This window comes from Paenarthrobacter sp. OM7 (genome assembly GCF_029873575.1).
Lineage (GTDB): Bacteria > Actinomycetota > Actinomycetes > Actinomycetales > Micrococcaceae > Arthrobacter.
Genome location: NZ_CP123579.1, coordinates 2,360,171 through 2,376,591 on the forward strand (window position 1 = coordinate 2,360,171; position 16,421 = coordinate 2,376,591).

Here is a 16,421-nt window from a genome sequence, read left to right on the forward strand (position 1 = left end):
TACAGAGACTCCAGATTTTCTACCAGGGCGAGGGCTTGTAGTCCTTCAGGAAGACACCGTACTGGTCCTCGCCCTTTTCGCCCATCACGATGGGGTCGTAGACTCTCGCGGCACCATCCACCAGATCCAACGGGGCATGGAAGCCTTCTTCCATGAGCCTGACTTTGGTGTAGTGCGGGCGCTCATCGGTGATCCATCCGGTATCCACGGCGGTCATGAGGATGCCATCGGAATCCAGCATTTCCTGGGCGCTGGTCCTGGTCATCATGTTTAACGCGGCCTTGGCCATGTTGGTGTGGGGGTGTCCGGGGCCCTTGTAGGCACGGGAGAACTGTCCCTCCATGGCCGAAACGTTGACGATGTACTTCCTGTGGGCCGTTGACCGCTTCATGGCATCCCGAAGTCGGCTGACCAGCAAGAATGGCGCAGTGACGTTGCACAGCTGGACCTCGAGCATCTCCAAGGGATCCACCTCATCCACCACTTGGGTCCAGCTGTTGATCGAGGCGAGGTCGGGGACCAAGCCGCCGGCGTCGATCGCTGTTCCCGACTCGATCCGTTCCAGGGACGCGGACCCGGTGGAGAGCGCCAGAGAGGTAATCGCATCGCCCGCCAGGACAGGGTGCTCGGTGACGCTGCTGGCAAGGGCCAAGGGATGTTTGTCATGGGCATGGCCGAAGGTGACCAACTCCGGGCCACCATTGGCAGCGTCAAGGGCGGCAGGCAACGGCTCGTCCTCGGCGTCGACCAAGGGCTTGTAGGCATTGCCGGAGCGCCGAACGGTCTGGGCTGCGTTGTTGATGATGATGTCCAGCGGGCCAGCCTCGTTGAGCGAGTCCGTCAGAGCCATGACCTGCGCCGGGTCGCGGAGGTCAATGCCCACGATCCGTAGCCGGTGCAGCCACTCGCTGCTGTCTTCCATGGCGGCGAAGCGACGGGCTGCGTCCTTGGGGAAACGGGTGGTGATGGTGGTGTGGGCGCCATCCCTGAGCAGGCGCAGCGCGATGTACATGCCAATCTTGGCGCGTCCGCCGGTCAACAAGGCCCTGCGTCCCGTGAGATCCGTGCGGGCATCGCGCTTGCTGTGGCTGAAGGCCGCGCATTCAGGGCAGAGCTGGTGGTAGAAGGCATCAACCTGCGTGTAGTGCTTCTTGCAGATGTAGCAGGGACGCGAGCGGATAAGGTGGCCTGCGACCTCACCCGTGACGGAGGGGGCCAGCTTGTTGCCACGGGTTTCGTCGTCAATGCGGTCCGGAGCGGCGGTGGCCGTCAGGGCAATGACGGCCCGGTCGGCCTCGGCGATGGAGTCGCGCTTGGTGACCCGGCGGTGCCGCTTGACGGCTTTGAACATCTTGCCGGTGGCACGGCGGACTGCAACGTAGTCCGGGTGCTCCTCGTCATAGACGTGGATCGTGGTCAGAACCTTGAGGCAGGCCTGGATCTCTTCAGGCGTCAGATCGGTGGAGCTCATTGACCTGATTTTACAGCCTTGGGAGCCAGTGGCCTGCCTCGGGTTCTGTCGGCGTCAGTCGGGCGTCCAGCGCTTAGTGCGAGGCGCCCTGCGCTGCGGCATCCGCTACGCGTGACTGGATTCCTGCTGCTACCTTTTCGGCAGAGTCGCGGATGTCCGGATCATCATGGGTGGCGGCCTTGACAGCCTCGGGCAGTCCACGGCGGTGTTGCGCGGACAGCGCGAGCTCGGCCTCGCCGGGCTCGGGCACAACCTGGCCCTTTGCCAGCACGGTGATGCCTGACTCCGTCACCTTGTATCCCCGTGCCTTATCCAGGGCTGGGTCCAGGCCGATGGCCGCACCAGCAGGAACCTTCACGTTCTTGTCCAGGATGGCCCGCTTAATCACGGCGCCTTCGCCTACCCGGACCTTATCCATGAGGACGGAGTCCTGGACACGGCTGCCGGCGGCCACGTAGGCGTCGTTGGAGATTACGGAACCTTCAACGATGCCACCGGAGACCACCACGCCGCTGGCAACAATGGAATCGAGGGCCGTACCCACTGTGTTGTTCTCGCCTCGGACAAACTTTGCAGGGGGCGAGATGCTCTGGCGCGTGTAGATCGGCCACTCGGAGTTATACAGGTTGAAGATCGGCACGGGGGAGATGAGGTCCATATGGGCGTCATAGAACGAGTCGATGGTACCGACGTCCCGCCAGTACGTGCGGTCCCGATCCGTGGCTCCCGGGATGTCGTTGAGCGTGAAGTCGTACACGCCCGCTTCCCCCTGGTCCACGAAATACGGAATGATGTCCCCGCCCATGTCGTGCTTGGTATCGAGGCGCTCTGCATCCACATGCAGGGCTTCAACCAGGGCGTCTGCGTTGAAGACGTAGTTGCCCATGGAGGCCAGGAACTGCGTGGGATCTGCTGCCAGCCCGGGGGTGCTGGCCGGCTTTTCCACGAAGGCGGCGATTTTCTGGGGATCGTTCTGGTCTACCTCGATCACGCCGAATTGGTTGGCCATGTTCAGGGGCTGCCGCACAGCAGCAACCGTCGCTTTGGCGCCACTGGCAATGTGCTGCTCCACCATTTGGGAGAAGTCCATGCGGTACACGTGGTCAGCGCCGACCACAACCACGATGTCCGGGGCGTCGTCATGGATGAGGTTCAGCGATTGGTAGATTGCGTTGGCGCTGCCAAGGAACCAGCTCTTGCCCACGCGTTGCTGCGCGGGCACAGAAGCTACATACCGGCCCAGTTGCGTTGACATACGCCAGGTCTCCGAGATGTGCCGGTCAAGGCTGTGCGATTTGTACTGCGTCAGTACAACGATTTTCAAATATCCCGAATTAACGAGATTGGATAGTGCAAAGTCGATTAGCCTGTAGCCGCCTGCGAACGGAACCGCGGGCTTGGCCCGATCCGCCGTCAGCGGCATGAGTCGGTTGCCTTCTCCGCCTGCCAATACGATTGCCAGAACTTTCTTCAACGCCATGGTCACAGCTCCCCGTACGTCTTCGTATCCCCCAAAAGTCCGATTTTCCGGACTCTTTCACACTAGAACACATACGCCGGAACGACTACGTTGGTTAGCGTGCGAATAGACATTGTGACTAAAGAATTCCCTCCGGAAATTTATGGCGGTGCCGGTGTCCACGTTGCCGAGCTCAGCCGGGTGCTGGCAAAGCACGTCGACCTTCACGTGCGGGCCTTCGGCGCGCTGCGTGAGACCGACTATCACGGGGCTTCGGTGGCTTCCTACGCCACCCCCGAAGACCTCGGCGACGCCAACCCAGCCCTTCAAACCCTGGGCGTGGACCTGAGGATCGTTCCGGATATTGCGGGAGCGGACCTGGTCCACTCGCACACCTGGTATGCCAACATGGCGGGCCACCTCGCCTCGCTGCTGCACGGAATTCCCCACGTGCTCAGTGCCCACAGCCTTGAGCCTCTCCGCCCGTGGAAGGCTGAGCAGCTGGGGGGCGGCTACGCGTTGTCCTCCTGGGTGGAGAAAACGGCCTATGAGGCAGCAGCGGCGATCATCGCCGTCTCCGACGGCATGCGTCAGGACATCCTCCGCAGCTACCCCGACGTTGATCCGGACAAGGTCCGCGTTGTCCACAACGGCATCGATGTGTCCCTCTGGGAACGCGATGAAGAGGACGATGCCATCCGAGCACTGGGCATCGATCCAGCCAAGCCCAGCGTGGTCTTCGTGGGACGCAACACCCGCCAGAAGGGGGTACCGTACCTGCTTCGCGCGGCGTCCAGCCTTCCTGACGACGTCCAGTTGGTGCTGTGCCTGGGAGCCGCCGATACCCCCGAGCTTGCGGCCGAAACTGCACGGCTCATCGAGGAACTGCAGACCAAGCGCCAAGGGGTCGTCCTCATCGAGCGGATGCTGCCCCGGAAGGAACTTATCCAGGTGCTCAGCCATGCCACGGCGTTCGCCTGCCCTTCGATCTACGAGCCCCTGGGCATCGTGAACCTCGAAGCCATGGCATGCGGCGCGGCGGTAGTGGCCAGTGCCACGGGCGGCATTCCGGAGGTGGTCCAGCATGGCGAAACCGGGCTGCTGGTACAGCTGGAGCAAGTCACCGACGGAACAGGGACGCCCCTTGACCCGGAGAAGTTCGTCAGCGACTTCGCGGCTGCCTTGAACGAGGTGGTGGCAGATCCTGCACGTGCCCGCGACATGGGCATTGCGGGGCGCCGCCGCGCGGAAGAGCACTTCTCCTGGGAGTCCATTACGGAAACAACGCTGGAGGTCTACCGCTCGGTCCTGCGCTGAACCACCAGCGCCGCTACAGCGGAAGACAGGAAAACACGACGGCGCCGCCCCCTTTGGTGGGGACGGCGCCGTCGTGCTGTTCAACAGTTCCGCAGCTGTTAAGCGCGTGGCTGCCCGGGTCTGCTAGCGGGTTTTGGACGCCTTCAGTGCAAGAAGGGTTTTCTCGTCGGCGGGTGCGCTGCCGCTGGCCCGCTGCTCACGGAAGTGCTTCCGCGCCTCGTCCTGACGGGTGGATTCTGCGCCGGTCGCGATCGAGGCCCGCAGGTGCTCAGGTCCGTAGCCGAAAGCATCGACGAGGTCCACAGCGTGCGGGCGGATCTTGACGAGCAACCTGTTGATGTACGTGCCCACCGTTCGGCCACGCTGCATCGAGAGCCGTCCGTTCATGAGGTACCAGGACAGGTGCTTTTCAATCAGGGACAGCCCGAAGAGGTCACGCAGCCACGTCAAGACACGCTTGGTTCCCTCATCGGAGACCTGTGCCAGGGCTTCTGTGAAGGCCTCCCACTGGAGCAGTTCCGCGTGCGCCTGGGCGGCTTCGATGAGCTCGTTCTGATGCTGGTTGAACAGTGCCGCGGCCTGGTGCTGGGGAAGTTTGTTGGCTCCCTTGAGTGCAGCACCGACCTCGGCAACCATGGACTGCACCCGGTCGGCGAGCAACGTCCGCTGGCCTTCCTCGTCCCGCAGGGCCAGGGCGGCTTTCTGGACTGACCCCGTGTCGGCCACGAACTGGGCAACCTGGCGAAGCCCCGTCCGGTGGAGCGCCACTCCGGCCGCCTGGTCCACCACGTAGCGGGCAAGGACACCAAAGTCTGCGCTGCGGAATTCCTTGGCGTAATCGGCCAAAAGACGCTTGGCCACCAACTGCAGCAGCACAGTGTTGTCGCCCTCGAACGTGACGTACACGTCAAGGTCCGCGCGGAGGGAAGCAAAGCGGTTTTCGATCAGGAATCCGGCGCCACCGCAGGCCTCGCGGCATTCCTGCAGCGTGTCCAGGGCATGCCACGTGCTCAGCGGCTTGAGAGCGGCGGCCAACGTTTCAAGGTCCTGCCGGTCGGCGTCGGTGTCATGCGCACCGGAGAAGACGTCGTCGAATTTCTGCAGGAGCTGCTCGTGCGCGAAACTGGCCGCATAGGTAGTGGCCAGCCGGGTGAACAGCCGGCGCTGGTGCCGCTGGTAGTCCAGGAGGACTTCCTCGTCGGTTGCCGAGGAGGCGTTGAACTGACGGCGTTCAGTGGCGTACTGGATGGCAGTCTTCAAAGCAACCTTGCTGGCAGCAACCGCTGCTCCGTCCAGGGAAACGCGTCCTTGGACGAGGGTGCCAAGCATGGTGAAGAAGCGGCGCCCCGGGCTCTCGATGCTGGAGGAGTAGGTGCCGTCCACAGCCACATCGCCGTAGCGGTTCAGCAGGTTGGTGCGCGGGATCCGTACATTTGTAAAGTGCAACCGGCCGTTGTCGATGCCGTTGAGTCCACCCTTAATGCCGTCGTCTTCACCGCCGATGCCCGCAAGGAACTCCTTGGTGGCTGGATCACGGAGTTCCACATAGAACGCATGGACGCCGTGATTGACGTTCCTGGTGATCAGCTGGGCGAACACCACTGCGGCGAGGCCGTCGTTGGCAGCATTGCCGATGTAGTCCTTCCACGCCGCCCGGAAAGGTGTATTGATGACGAATTCCTGGCTGGCTTCGTCGTACGTCGCCGTGGTGGCGATGCTGGCAACGTCAGAGCCGTGGCCGGTCTCGGTCATGGCGAAGCACCCGGGAATCTCCAGGCTCATAATGCCGGGGAGCCACTTGTCCTGATGTTCCGTTGTGCCGAGGTGCATCACGGCAGAGCCGAACAGGCCCCACTGGACGCCGGCCTTGATCTGAAGTGACGGATCGGCGGTGACGATCTCTTCGAAGCCGGCGATGTTGCCGCCATGATCGTCGGAGCCACCCAACCGGGTGGGGAAGGCACGATGGACAGTGTTGTTGTCCACCAGGAACTTCAATTGCTCGAACACGCGGGCGCGGTGCTCGGTGTGGTGCAGCCCTTCGATCTTTTGTACCACCGGATTGCCTGCCACTTTGCGGGCCTCGTGGCGGATGTGTGCCCACTTGCCGAGAAGCTGCTCTCCAAGCGAGGCGACGTCCACCGCAGGCTCGGCGCCAGTAGCGGCATCCTTGCTGCCTGTGGGGTGCTGGGCCGATGCGGTCCGGTCCACTACTTCAGTCATGTTGCTTCCTTCTTTGGTTTCCGACAACTGATGAGTCATTGCTGGTGTCAGGTTGATGTCTTAAGCGCTGGAGCAATGCCGAGGCACAGCCAGTCGGTGATTTGGGCTGCCATGGTTTCCTGGTCCGGCTTGGCGTCGCCTGCCGGGCTCCCCAGCCACATCTCTCCGGCGTTCCTGACGAGGCCGATGGCGGCGGTGGGCCAATAGACAAGCACCGCTTCCTTCTCTTCGCCCAGGTACTCCCGCATGGGGGTGGCGATCATTTCAGTGATTTGCTCAAAGAAGTTCCCCAGCGCTCCCGAGGCGGCAATGGCGTCCTGCGCTGACGCTTCACCTGGAGTAAGCCGGGTAATGAACGCATACACGTGGGGGCTTGATTCGGCCATCTGCAGGTAGGCGGAGACCATGGCGAACAACCCTTCGCGGGGAGTCGGTGCCAGCTGTGCGGCTTCCTGCATGCGGCGCTGCATCTGCCCCAGCACTACCTCGCCCATGGCTTGCTGAAGTCCCGCTTTGTCGCCGAAATAGCGATAGAAAACAGACTTCGACGTACCGGCGGCTCCCGCTATGTCCTCCATGGACGCGTCACTACCGAGCCTGTGAACCGCTTTGCGCGCTTGCCTGATGAGTTCGGCACGCCGCTCCTCGCGGTGGGACTGCCAACGGGCAGTCCGGCCGTCGACGACGGTATTCTGCGCATCCGCTGCGGTACTGGCGAATTCTTCGTGGCGACTGTTCACGATACCCAGCGTATCAGGTACGCTGGGTATCAGTAACTGGCATTGATCGAAGGAGACCAGCATGGCTGCAGCAGACGTCACCACGGGTGGGACCCGCGAACCGGCTTCCACCCCCCAAGCACCACGCAAGGCGGTCATCGTGGGCGGCAACCGCATCCCCTTTGCCCGCACAGGAGGCGCGTACGTTAAGTCCTCCAACCAGGACATGCTCACCGCGGCGCTGGAAGGCTTGATCGCCAGGTTCGGGCTGCAGGACGAACACATTGGCGAGGTAGCCGCAGGAGCGGTGCTCAAACATTCGAGGGATTTCAACCTCACCCGCGAAGCCGTCCTCGGCTCAGCGCTGTCACCGGAAACTCCCGCCTATGATCTGCAGCAAGCATGCGCGACCGGGCTTGAAACGGTGATCGGGCTGTCCAACAAGATCAAGCTGGGGCAAATTGAGTCAGCCATTGCCGGCGGGGTGGATTCGGCATCCGACGCCCCGATCGCCGTGAGCGAGGGACTGCGTGAGATCCTGCTGGATCTCAACCGTGCCAAAACCCCTGTCCAGAAGCTGAAGATCATCGGCCGCATCCGCCCCAAGGACCTGGCACCTGATGCACCGAACACGGGTGAGCCGCGCACCGGCCTTTCCATGGGGGAGCACCAGGCACTCACTACGGCGCAGTGGAAGATCACCCGCGAAGCCCAGGATGAACTTGCTTTCAACAGCCACCGCAATCTTGCTGCCGCTTATGAACGCGGCTTCTTTGATGACCTCATCACTCCCTACCGCGGCCTCAACCGCGACTCCAACCTGCGCGCAGATACCACTTTGGAGAAACTCGGATCGCTGAAGCCGGTCTTCGGCAAGAACCTCGGCGCGGAGGCGACCATGACGGCGGGCAACTCGACGCCACTCACTGACGGCGCATCCACCGTCCTGCTCGCAACGGGGGAGTGGGCCGACGCCCACGGCCTGCCTAAGCTCGCGACGGTCCTGGACGGCGAAGCCGCCGCAGTGGACTTCGTGCACGGTAAGGACGGCCTCCTCATGGCGCCCGTTTTCGCAGTTCCGCGCCTGCTGGCCCGTCATGGCCTGACGTTCGAGGACATCGATTTCTTCGAGATCCACGAAGCATTCGCCGGCACGGTCCTGAGTACACTCGCTGCCTGGGAGGACGAAGACTTTGGCCGTACCAGGCTCGGACTCGATGGAGCGCTCGGAAAGGTTGACCGGGCAAAGCTCAACGTCAACGGATCGTCGTTGGCTGCCGGGCACCCGTTCGCCGCTACCGGTGGCAGGATTGTGGCAACCCTTGCGAAGATGCTGCATGAGAAGGGCTCCGTGGACGGGCGTCCGGCCCGCGGCCTGATCTCCGTTTGCGCCGCAGGCGGCCAGGGCGTCGTTGCCCTTCTGGAAGCATCATAGGGGGAACTCCATGACAGACAAATACACACAACTGGTGAGCCACGGGCTGGGAAGGAACGTCGCCAAACGGCTCGGATTGCCTCAGCCGGTGGAGCTTCGCCGCTACCAACCCGGCAGCCCACTGGTCACCGGCCCGGTTCTGGTCAACGGAGACAGTCCAGGTGCGGATGATATTGCCACCACACTCCTCGGGTGGGGTCTTGACGTCCGACGGAACGCGTTGCCCCAGGAAAAACTGGGCGCCATCATTGTGGTCCTCGATGCTGTCCAACACCCCGGAGACCTTGCCGGACCCGTCCTGACCGCAGGCACTTCGCTTCGGGATCTGGGCGCCAACGGACGGGTAGTCACCATCTCCCGGACATCCCAGTCAGCCCAAAACCCTTCCGGGGCCGCAGCGCGCCAGGGCATTGACGGGCTGGTGCGGTCCTTGGCCAAGGAACTCCGTGCAGGCTCCACCGCCAACGGCATACTGCTCGACGACAACCTCGCCACCACGAGCCCCTCGGCATTGGGTGCACTCAGGTTCTTCCTCTCCGGGCGTTCTGCCTACGTGGACGGACAGTTCCTGACGGTCAGCTCGACGTCGGGCACCTTGCCCAGCGACCAGGACAGGCCGTTGGCCGGCAAGGTTGCAGTAGTCACCGGGGCGGCCCGGGGTATTGGTGCTGCCATTGCCCGGACGCTGCACCGCGACGGCGCCAGAGTGGTTGCAGTGGACATCCCGGCAGCCGGGGACCACCTGGCTGCAGTGGCCAACGAGGTACGGGGCACCGCTCTTCAGCTCGATATCAGTCGTGACGACGCCGGTCACCGGATCATCGAGCACGCGGTGGAACGCCACGGCCGGCTCGACATCGTGGTCCACAATGCCGGAATCACCCGCGACAGGCTGCTGGCGAACATGGACGAAAGCCGATGGCAGTCGGTGATCGCCGTCAACATCGCAGCCCAACTGAACATCAACGAGGTCCTTCTCGCATCCGAACACTTCAAGGACGCACCGCGCATCGTGTCGGTGGCTTCCACCAGTGGCATCGCAGGCAACAGGGGACAGACCAACTACGGTGCTTCCAAGGGCGGGGTGATCGGCATGGTGAGGTCCACGGCCTTGCTGATGGAACCCTTCGATGGAACCATCAACGCGGTGGCCCCCGGGTTCATTGAAACCGAAATGACGGCCCGGATGCCCTTTGCCATTCGGGAGGCTGCCCGCAGGCTTAACTCGCTCAAGCAGGGCGGACAGCCGCGGGACGTAGCCGAGGCCATCTCCTTCCTGGCCAGTGACGCCGCTGGTGGAATTTCCGGCCAGGTCCTGCGGGTCTGCGGTCAGCAATTGGTGGGAGCATGACCAATCCCCAGCCAGTGATCCTCGGGGAGCTGCCCTCACTGTCCAAGCTCTACGTCAATGCGGCAACAACCGCGGCCCGCCGTCGGGTATTGGGGGCGGCAACAGGCCAGCTCAGCTTGCCCTCAGTCAGCCACGAAGTGAGGAACGTCAAGGCAGACGTGGGAAACCTGACGGCCTACCAACATCTGGTGGGGGAGACGGCCAGCGACACCTTGCCGGCCGGTTATGTCCATGCACTGGCCTTCCCGGTGTCCTTGAGCGTCATGAACCGGGATGATTTCCCGTTGCCGCTCCTGGGCATGATCCACCTGAAGAACCATGTGGAGCAACGGGTTCCCATTGCCTTCTCCGAGGCTTTGGACATCAGGTCCTGGGCTGAGAACCTCGCGGGCCACAAAGCCGGAACCCAAGTGGATGTTGTGGCGGAGGTCCGTTCGGCTTCCAGTGGCGAACTGCTCTGGCGTGGCGTCTCCACCTATTTGGCCAAGGGCATCTTCCTGCCGGGCATCGACAAACCAGGAAGCGCGAACGGAGCAACAGCACCCAGCGATTTTTCTCCTCCCAACCCCACCGCTCTGTGGCAACTCGGCTTGGATACCGGACGAAGCTACGCAACGGTCTCCGGGGACTTCAACCCGATCCACCTCAGCGTCCTGTCTGCCAAGGCTCTTGGCTTGCGTGGGTCCATTGCCCACGGAATGTACCTTGCCTCCCGCGCGCTGGCTGACGTGGGGGCCGTCAAGGCCGATGCGTTCACGTGGGACGTTGCCTTTGAGGCTCCGGTGTTCCTCCCGGCACGGGTCGCCGTGGATATCTCGACGGTTCAGTCGGTTTCAGGGGGGTGGGAACGCTCGGATTATGCAGCGTGGAATGCCCGCAGCGGCCGGCGGCATTTCACTGGCACTGTTGCTGCGTTGGGGTGAGTAGGGTCCCGTCGTCAAGCGAAGGGCGGCGGTCACCATATGGTGACCGCCGCCGTCGTCGTTAAACCCGTATCTGCTGCCTGGAACCGCAGGAGCGGACCGTGCGGTTCCACAGCGACACCAGAAAGTTCCGCAAACAAAACAAGGCCCGGAATCCGTGGATTCCAGGCCTTGCGATAGTGCGCGGAGGGGGACTTGAACCCCCACCCCCTTTCGAGGACTAGCACCTCAAGCTAGCGCGTCTGCCATTCCGCCACCCGCGCAGGTGGTGTTCCGTGGAGTCGTTTGCACCTTCCGGTGCTTCACTTTCCTTCGAAGCAGCGAGAAAAACTCTAACACGGTTTCCGGTGGCGAAAAAATCGGCGCTGGCCAGGATGGCCCCAAGGGACACCCGGCGACTTCCGGCGCCATGCATTCCTGACGGGGACCGCGTCCGGTGAGTAGGCTGATGGGACAGGGGACGTCCACGCTGCGGAAGCGGCAGTGCACGTCGCCGAAACCTGCAGCCCAGCCACGCAAGGAGAGTTTCCATGTCTGTCATCCGCCCCGAAGATGAAGTTGTCCGGATCTGCCAGGAGCTGATCCGTATTGACTCCTCCAACTTCGGCGACGACACCGGACCGGGGGAACGCGCGGCTGCCGAGTACACGGCCGGCCTCATTACTGAAGTGGGGCTCGAGGCAGAGATCTTCGAATCCGCCCCCGGCCGCGCCAACGTCGTAACGCGGATGGCCGGCGAAGACCCGTCTGCCGACGCCTTGGTGGTTCATGGACATCTGGATGTTGTTCCGGCCCTGAAGGACCAGTGGAGCGTTGATCCGTTCAGCGGCGAACTCAAGGACGGGCTGGTTTGGGGCCGTGGCGCCGTGGATATGAAGGACATGGACGCCATGATCCTGTCGGTCATGCGCGACTTCGCCAGGACCGGCCGCAAACCCAAGCGGGACATCATTTTCGCATTCTTCGCCGATGAGGAAGCAGGCGGCACTTACGGCGCCCGCTATGCGATCGAACACCGGCGCGAGCTTTTTGACGGCGCCACCGAGGCCATCTCCGAAGTGGGCGGCTTCTCCGCCACCATCGGCGGCCAGCGGACCTACTTGCTCCAAACAGCTGAGAAGGGCCTCTCCTGGCTCCGGCTGGTGGCACATGGCCGCGCCGGCCACGGATCGCAGATCAACACCGACAACGCCGTCACCCGTTTGGCTGCTGCCGTCACCAGGATCGGCGAATACAAGTGGCCGGTGGAGCTGACCCCTACCACCCGCCAGTTCCTGGACGGCGTCACCGAACTGACCGGCGTCGAGTTCGATGCCGACAACCCTGACATCATCCTGAAGGAACTCGGCACCGTCGCCCGCTTTGTCGGTGCGACGCTGCAGAACACGTCCAACCCCACGCTGCTGCGTTCCGGGTACAAGCACAATGTCATCCCGGAGTCGGCCGAGGCATTCGTGGACTGCCGGACGTTGCCCGGCCAGCAGGAACTGGTGTTCGAGACCATCAAGGAGCTTGCGGGCGAGGGCATCGACATCAGCTATGTCAACAAGGACGTGTCCTTGGAAGTGCCGTTCGCCGGCAACCTGGTGGATTCCATGATTGACGCCCTGCACTCCGAGGATCCCGGCGCCAAGGTGCTTCCCTACACACTGTCCGGCGGCACGGACAACAAATCCTTGAGCAAGATCGGCATCACCGGTTACGGTTTCGCCCCGTTGATGCTTCCTGATGAGCTTGACTTCACCGGCATGTTCCACGGCGTCGATGAGCGCGTGCCGGCCGAGTCCCTCCAATTCGGCGCCCGCGTCCTGAACAGGCTGCTGAGCAACTACTAGACCGATAATCAACGAGAAAGAGGCCTGGTGATGGCACCCGAGGAAATCCTCCCCGACGCCCTGCTTGAGCGGCTGCGCGGCCGCGCTGCCGGCTACGACCAAAACAACGGATTTTTCCACGAGGACCTGGAGGAGCTGGCCGCGGCCGGCTACTTGAAGCTTTTCGTCCCGGAATCCGACGGCGGATTCGGGCTCGGTCTCGAAGCGGTAGCTGCCTTGCAGCAACGGCTCGCCACGGCTGCCCCGGCCACAGCGCTGGCCGTCAACATGCACCTGGTGTGGACCGGCGTCGCGCAGGTCATGGCTGCCCGGGGCGACATCTCGTTGGACTTCGTCCTCAAGGAAGCGGGCCAGGGTGAGGTTTTCGCTTTCGGTATTTCCGAAGCGGGCAACGACTCCATGTTGTTCGACTCGGGCACCGTTGCCGAGCCGTTGCCCGATGGAGGTTACAAGTTCACCGGCCGGAAGATCTTCACGAGCCTTTCCCGGGGCTGGACCCGGCTGGGCACTTTCGGAAAAGACTCCGATGCCAGGGCCGGTGAGGGAGAGCTGGTCTTCGGTTTCCTGCGCCGCGACGAGCCCGGACACGAAACCCTCAGCGACTGGGACACACTGGGCATGCGGGCCAGCGCTTCAAACACCACGCTCCTGCATGGCGCCGTGGTCCCGGCTGAGCGGATCTTCCGCAAGCTCCCGGTAGGACCCAACAAGGACCTGCTGATCTTCGCCATTTTCGCGTGCTTCGAAACGCTTCTAGCCGCGGTCTATACGGGGGTGGCCCAACGTGCTTTCACTCTGGGAGTAGAGAACGTCAAACGCCGGGTGTCGGCCAAGCACGGTGGACGCAGCTTCGCCCAGGACCCTGATATTCGGTGGAAGGTGGCCGACGCCGCACTGGCCATGGACGGCATCGCGCCACAAATATCCACCATTGCCCGCGACGTTGACAACCTGGTGGACCACGGGGCCCAGTGGTTCCCCCGGCTGGTGGGGCTCAAATCCCGGGCTACGGAAAACGCGCGCTACGTGGTGGACCTTGCCATTCGGGTCACGGGAGGCTCCAGCTATTTCAGGGGCTCTGAGATGGAACGCCTCTACCGGGACGTCCTTGCAGGAATCTTCCACCCGTCCAATGACGAATCTGCGCACAACACGGTGGCCAACGCCTGGTTGGGGCCGCTGGAGGAGTTAGACGGTCCGCTGCACTGAATACACTTTGCGGCGCAGCCAAAAACGGCGGCCACCGCCAAGGTAGAGCACGCTGCGTTCGAGCTCCCATTTGCCGTATTCGGAATGCTCCGCGAGCCGGCGTCGGGCGTCGGGCAGAGAATCGTCAGGTCTCACCGTCAGTACGAGGTACTCGTACTGACGTGCATAGTCTCGTTGGCGCTCTACGGAGCTACCCGGAAATTGTTCTCTCATCCCTCTCCATTTTCGTCCTTTTCCGGCTAACGTGAAGGCATGAGCATCGATCCGCGTGTCGCGCTTCAATCATTGACCGGCGCCCTTGAAGAGCACCTGGCTGCGGCCTCCGCCCGCCGAGGTGAAGGGGACCCCACCGTCGAGGCCGCGTTCTTCGCTGTTGCCGACGCTTTCGAAGTGTATGAGGACGCACTCTACGAGGCATATTCCGAGGTTACTCCGCTCCAGGTGTTCGATGATGAGGAAGACGAAGACGACGAGGTGCCCGACGAAGACCTCGAAATCGTCGAGGACTAGCCCTCCCACCGACCGGCCGCCTTGGGGCGGCCGGTTTTTTGTGTCCTGCTCTCATCTTTGTAGCCCTTCAGGCCCGGATTTCCGGGGTTTTCTGCAGTTAAGGCACGTAGTCCCTGCACCCCCGGATAGGTACTCGCACGTAGGGGTCATAGGTAATCCTGCGCAAAGTTGAGTATCGACTACTGGTGCGCCTTCGGAGTGCCGCGGCTTCACTGATAGGTAGGCAACGGCAGGTCTGCAAAGAGGGCTGACATGGTGAGAGTTCCAGTCTTGCGATCAGGCAAGGCAGCGGCACCCCAGGGTGCCGCTCATGCCTCCGCGGGGTCAGCCTTCCGGACAGACTCTGCCGCCGCCACCGTCAATCCGCCGGCGTCTCCCTGGATTGGCAAGCCCGCTGCTGCACAGCGGACTGAAAAGGCGGGACTGGCGGCGCTGAGGTCGGATGTCACCCTGGACCCCGTGACGCCGCCAGTCACCCACCGCCACGCGCGGATCAAGGCACCGCTCAAAGACCGTTTGACGTGGACTCGCTTCCTGACCACCAGCCTCCTGCTGGCTGACACGGCCTTGGTTGCCGGAGCTGTCCTGGCCGGGACAGCCCTGAGCCCCGATGGAATGGGCGTATCGCCCGGAAGCCCGGCACAGGCCCAACACTTGTCCATGGGGTTGGTCCTGGGAGTGGTCTGGCTGGCGGCCCTGGAGGTGTACAGGACGCGCGATCCCAAAGTCCTCGGAGTAGGCCCGGAGGAGTACAAACGGGTACTTTCCGCCAGCTTCCGGGTTTTCGGATTCCTGGCCATCGTTGCGGTGGTATTCCGTCTGGAGGCTGTCAGTTCCTTTGTCCTGATCTCCTTGCCGCTCGGCCTGGTGGCCCTGACCGGAAGCAGATGGGGCTTCCGCCGATGGTTGAGCCATGAGAAGTCGAGGGGCCGTTGCCTTTCCCGCGCGATCGTTGTGGGCGAACCCCAGGACGTCAGGTACGTCATCAAGCAGATCAACCGAAAGTCCGGGGCCGCCTACGACATCCTGGGTGCCTGCCTCCCAGGTGCCCGCCGCGGTACCGTCCTGGCCGTGGACCACCTGCGCGTACCGGTCCTTTCCTCCATTTACGGCGTGGCGCATACCGTCCGGCAGACCGGTGCCAACGCGGTGATCGTGGCAGGCCCGGTTCCTGGTGGCAACCAGTTCATCCAGGAACTTGGATGGCGGCTGGAGGAAAATGCCGCTGAGTTGGTTCTGGCCGCTACCTTGACCAACGTTGCAGGTCCACGCATCCACTGGCGGCCCGTTGAGGGACTTCCACTCATGCACGTTGACATTCCGCATTACTCCGGTGGCAAGCACACGCTCAAGCGGCTGATGGACATCACAGTCTCTGCAGCGGCTTTGCTCGTCCTGGCTCCTGTCTTGCTCGTCCTGGCCGCAATCGTCCGGGCCGACAGCCCCGGGCCTGTCCTGTTCAAGCAGGAGAGGATCGGAAAGCGGGGCACGACCTTCCAGATGCTGAAGTTCCGTTCCATGGTGGTGGATGCCGAAGCACACCTTGAAGCCCTTGGCAGCCAGGATGAGGGAGCCGGAGTCCTGTTCAAGATCCGCGGAGACCCCCGCGTTACCCGGTGCGGCCGGTGGATGCGCAAGTACTCCCTGGATGAACTGCCGCAGTTCTGGAATGTCCTGGTGGGAAACATGAGCCTGGTGGGGCCCAGGCCGCCACTGTCACGGGAAGTCAGCGGCTACGAGCGCCATACTCACCGCCGGCTGTTGATCAAACCCGGAATCACGGGGTTGTGGCAAATCAACGGACGCTCTGACCTTCCGTGGGACGAGGCAGTCCGGCTGGATCTCTACTACGTGGAGAACTGGTCAATAGCGGGGGACCTCATGATCATGTGGCGGACCTTCCGGGCGATGACCCGGCCATCGGGCGCCTATTAGTGAACGTTACGCATTACCTGATAAGAACCGCGCT

The 16,421-nt window shown here is 62.9% G+C and carries 13 protein-coding genes and 1 tRNA gene; 8 read left to right on the forward strand and 6 right to left on the reverse strand.

What is annotated here, in order from left to right; all coding sequences use genetic code 11:
• Window positions 1–19: 19 nt before the first annotated feature.
• Window positions 20–1,471 (reverse strand): SDR family NAD(P)-dependent oxidoreductase, encoded by a 1,452-nt coding sequence (locus tag QEH68_RS10875; protein ID WP_280622842.1) that lies wholly within the window; start codon window positions 1,469–1,471, stop codon window positions 20–22.
• A gap of 73 nt (window positions 1,472–1,544) precedes the next feature.
• Complete coding sequence (gene glgC / locus QEH68_RS10880) at window positions 1,545–2,957, reverse strand: glucose-1-phosphate adenylyltransferase (RefSeq protein ID WP_172322769.1); 1,413 nt, start codon at window positions 2,955–2,957, stop codon at window positions 1,545–1,547.
• A gap of 93 nt (window positions 2,958–3,050) precedes the next feature.
• On the opposite strand from glgC, the gene glgA reads away from it, so the two are divergent.
• The gene (gene glgA / locus QEH68_RS10885; RefSeq protein WP_207593552.1) at window positions 3,051–4,247 is read left to right on the forward strand and encodes a glycogen synthase; all 1,197 of its coding nucleotides are present in this window, start codon (window positions 3,051–3,053) and stop codon (window positions 4,245–4,247) included.
• Window positions 4,248–4,370: 123 nt separating this feature from the next.
• Here the strand turns inward: glgA and QEH68_RS10890 are convergent, their stop codons facing one another.
• Entirely contained in the window at window positions 4,371–6,470 is a 2,100-nt protein-coding gene (locus QEH68_RS10890) for an acyl-CoA dehydrogenase (protein WP_280622843.1), read from the reverse strand.
• Window positions 6,471–6,517: 47 nt separating this feature from the next.
• Window positions 6,518–7,273: a TetR/AcrR family transcriptional regulator gene (locus QEH68_RS10895; protein WP_280628000.1), complete on the reverse strand. Its 756-nt coding sequence runs from the start codon at window positions 7,271–7,273 to the stop codon at window positions 6,518–6,520.
• Between QEH68_RS10895 and QEH68_RS10900 the strand changes: the two genes are divergently transcribed.
• Genes QEH68_RS10900 through QEH68_RS10910 form a run of 3 tightly spaced genes read left to right on the forward strand, consistent with a single transcriptional unit; the run spans window position 7,272 to window position 10,898 of the window.
• On the forward strand, window positions 7,272–8,624 hold the full coding sequence (locus QEH68_RS10900; protein ID WP_280622844.1) for an acetyl-CoA C-acetyltransferase: 1,353 nt from the start codon (window positions 7,272–7,274) through the stop codon (window positions 8,622–8,624). The two genes, QEH68_RS10895 and QEH68_RS10900, sit on opposite strands and share 2 nt — an antisense overlap.
• A 10-nt stretch (window positions 8,625–8,634) precedes the next feature.
• Window positions 8,635–9,975 (forward strand): 3-oxoacyl-ACP reductase, encoded by a 1,341-nt coding sequence (locus tag QEH68_RS10905; RefSeq protein ID WP_280622845.1) that lies wholly within the window; start codon window positions 8,635–8,637, stop codon window positions 9,973–9,975.
• The gene (locus QEH68_RS10910; RefSeq protein WP_280622846.1) at window positions 9,972–10,898 is read left to right on the forward strand and encodes a MaoC/PaaZ C-terminal domain-containing protein; all 927 of its coding nucleotides are present in this window, start codon (window positions 9,972–9,974) and stop codon (window positions 10,896–10,898) included. Before QEH68_RS10905 ends, QEH68_RS10910 begins: the two co-directional genes overlap by 4 nt.
• 180 nt (window positions 10,899–11,078) lie before the next feature.
• Here QEH68_RS10910 and QEH68_RS10915 read toward each other — a convergent pair.
• Window positions 11,079–11,161, reverse strand: a tRNA-Leu gene (locus QEH68_RS10915).
• Between the two features lie 267 nt (window positions 11,162–11,428).
• Between QEH68_RS10915 and QEH68_RS10920 the strand changes: the two genes are divergently transcribed.
• Both QEH68_RS10920 and QEH68_RS10925 read left to right on the forward strand, forming a co-directional pair.
• Complete coding sequence (locus tag QEH68_RS10920; RefSeq protein WP_280622847.1) at window positions 11,429–12,733, forward strand: M20/M25/M40 family metallo-hydrolase; 1,305 nt, start codon at window positions 11,429–11,431, stop codon at window positions 12,731–12,733.
• A 30-nt stretch (window positions 12,734–12,763) separates the two neighbouring features.
• Entirely contained in the window at window positions 12,764–13,942 is a 1,179-nt protein-coding gene (locus tag QEH68_RS10925; RefSeq protein ID WP_280622848.1) for an acyl-CoA dehydrogenase family protein, read from the forward strand.
• Here QEH68_RS10925 and QEH68_RS10930 read toward each other — a convergent pair.
• Window positions 13,922–14,155, reverse strand: coding sequence for a DUF5703 family protein (locus tag QEH68_RS10930; RefSeq protein WP_280622849.1), 234 nt, complete (start codon window positions 14,153–14,155; stop codon window positions 13,922–13,924). The genes QEH68_RS10925 and QEH68_RS10930 overlap by 21 nt on opposite strands.
• 39 nt (window positions 14,156–14,194) lie before the next feature.
• Here QEH68_RS10930 and QEH68_RS10935 point away from each other — a divergent pair, with 39 nt between their 5' ends.
• Together QEH68_RS10935 and QEH68_RS10940 are read left to right on the forward strand one after the other, a co-directional pair.
• Entirely contained in the window at window positions 14,195–14,452 is a 258-nt protein-coding gene (locus QEH68_RS10935) for a hypothetical protein (protein ID WP_207593559.1), read from the forward strand.
• A gap of 252 nt (window positions 14,453–14,704) precedes the next feature.
• Window positions 14,705–16,387, forward strand: coding sequence for a sugar transferase (locus tag QEH68_RS10940; protein WP_280622850.1), 1,683 nt, complete (start codon window positions 14,705–14,707; stop codon window positions 16,385–16,387).
• Window positions 16,388–16,421: the final 34 nt, after the last annotated feature.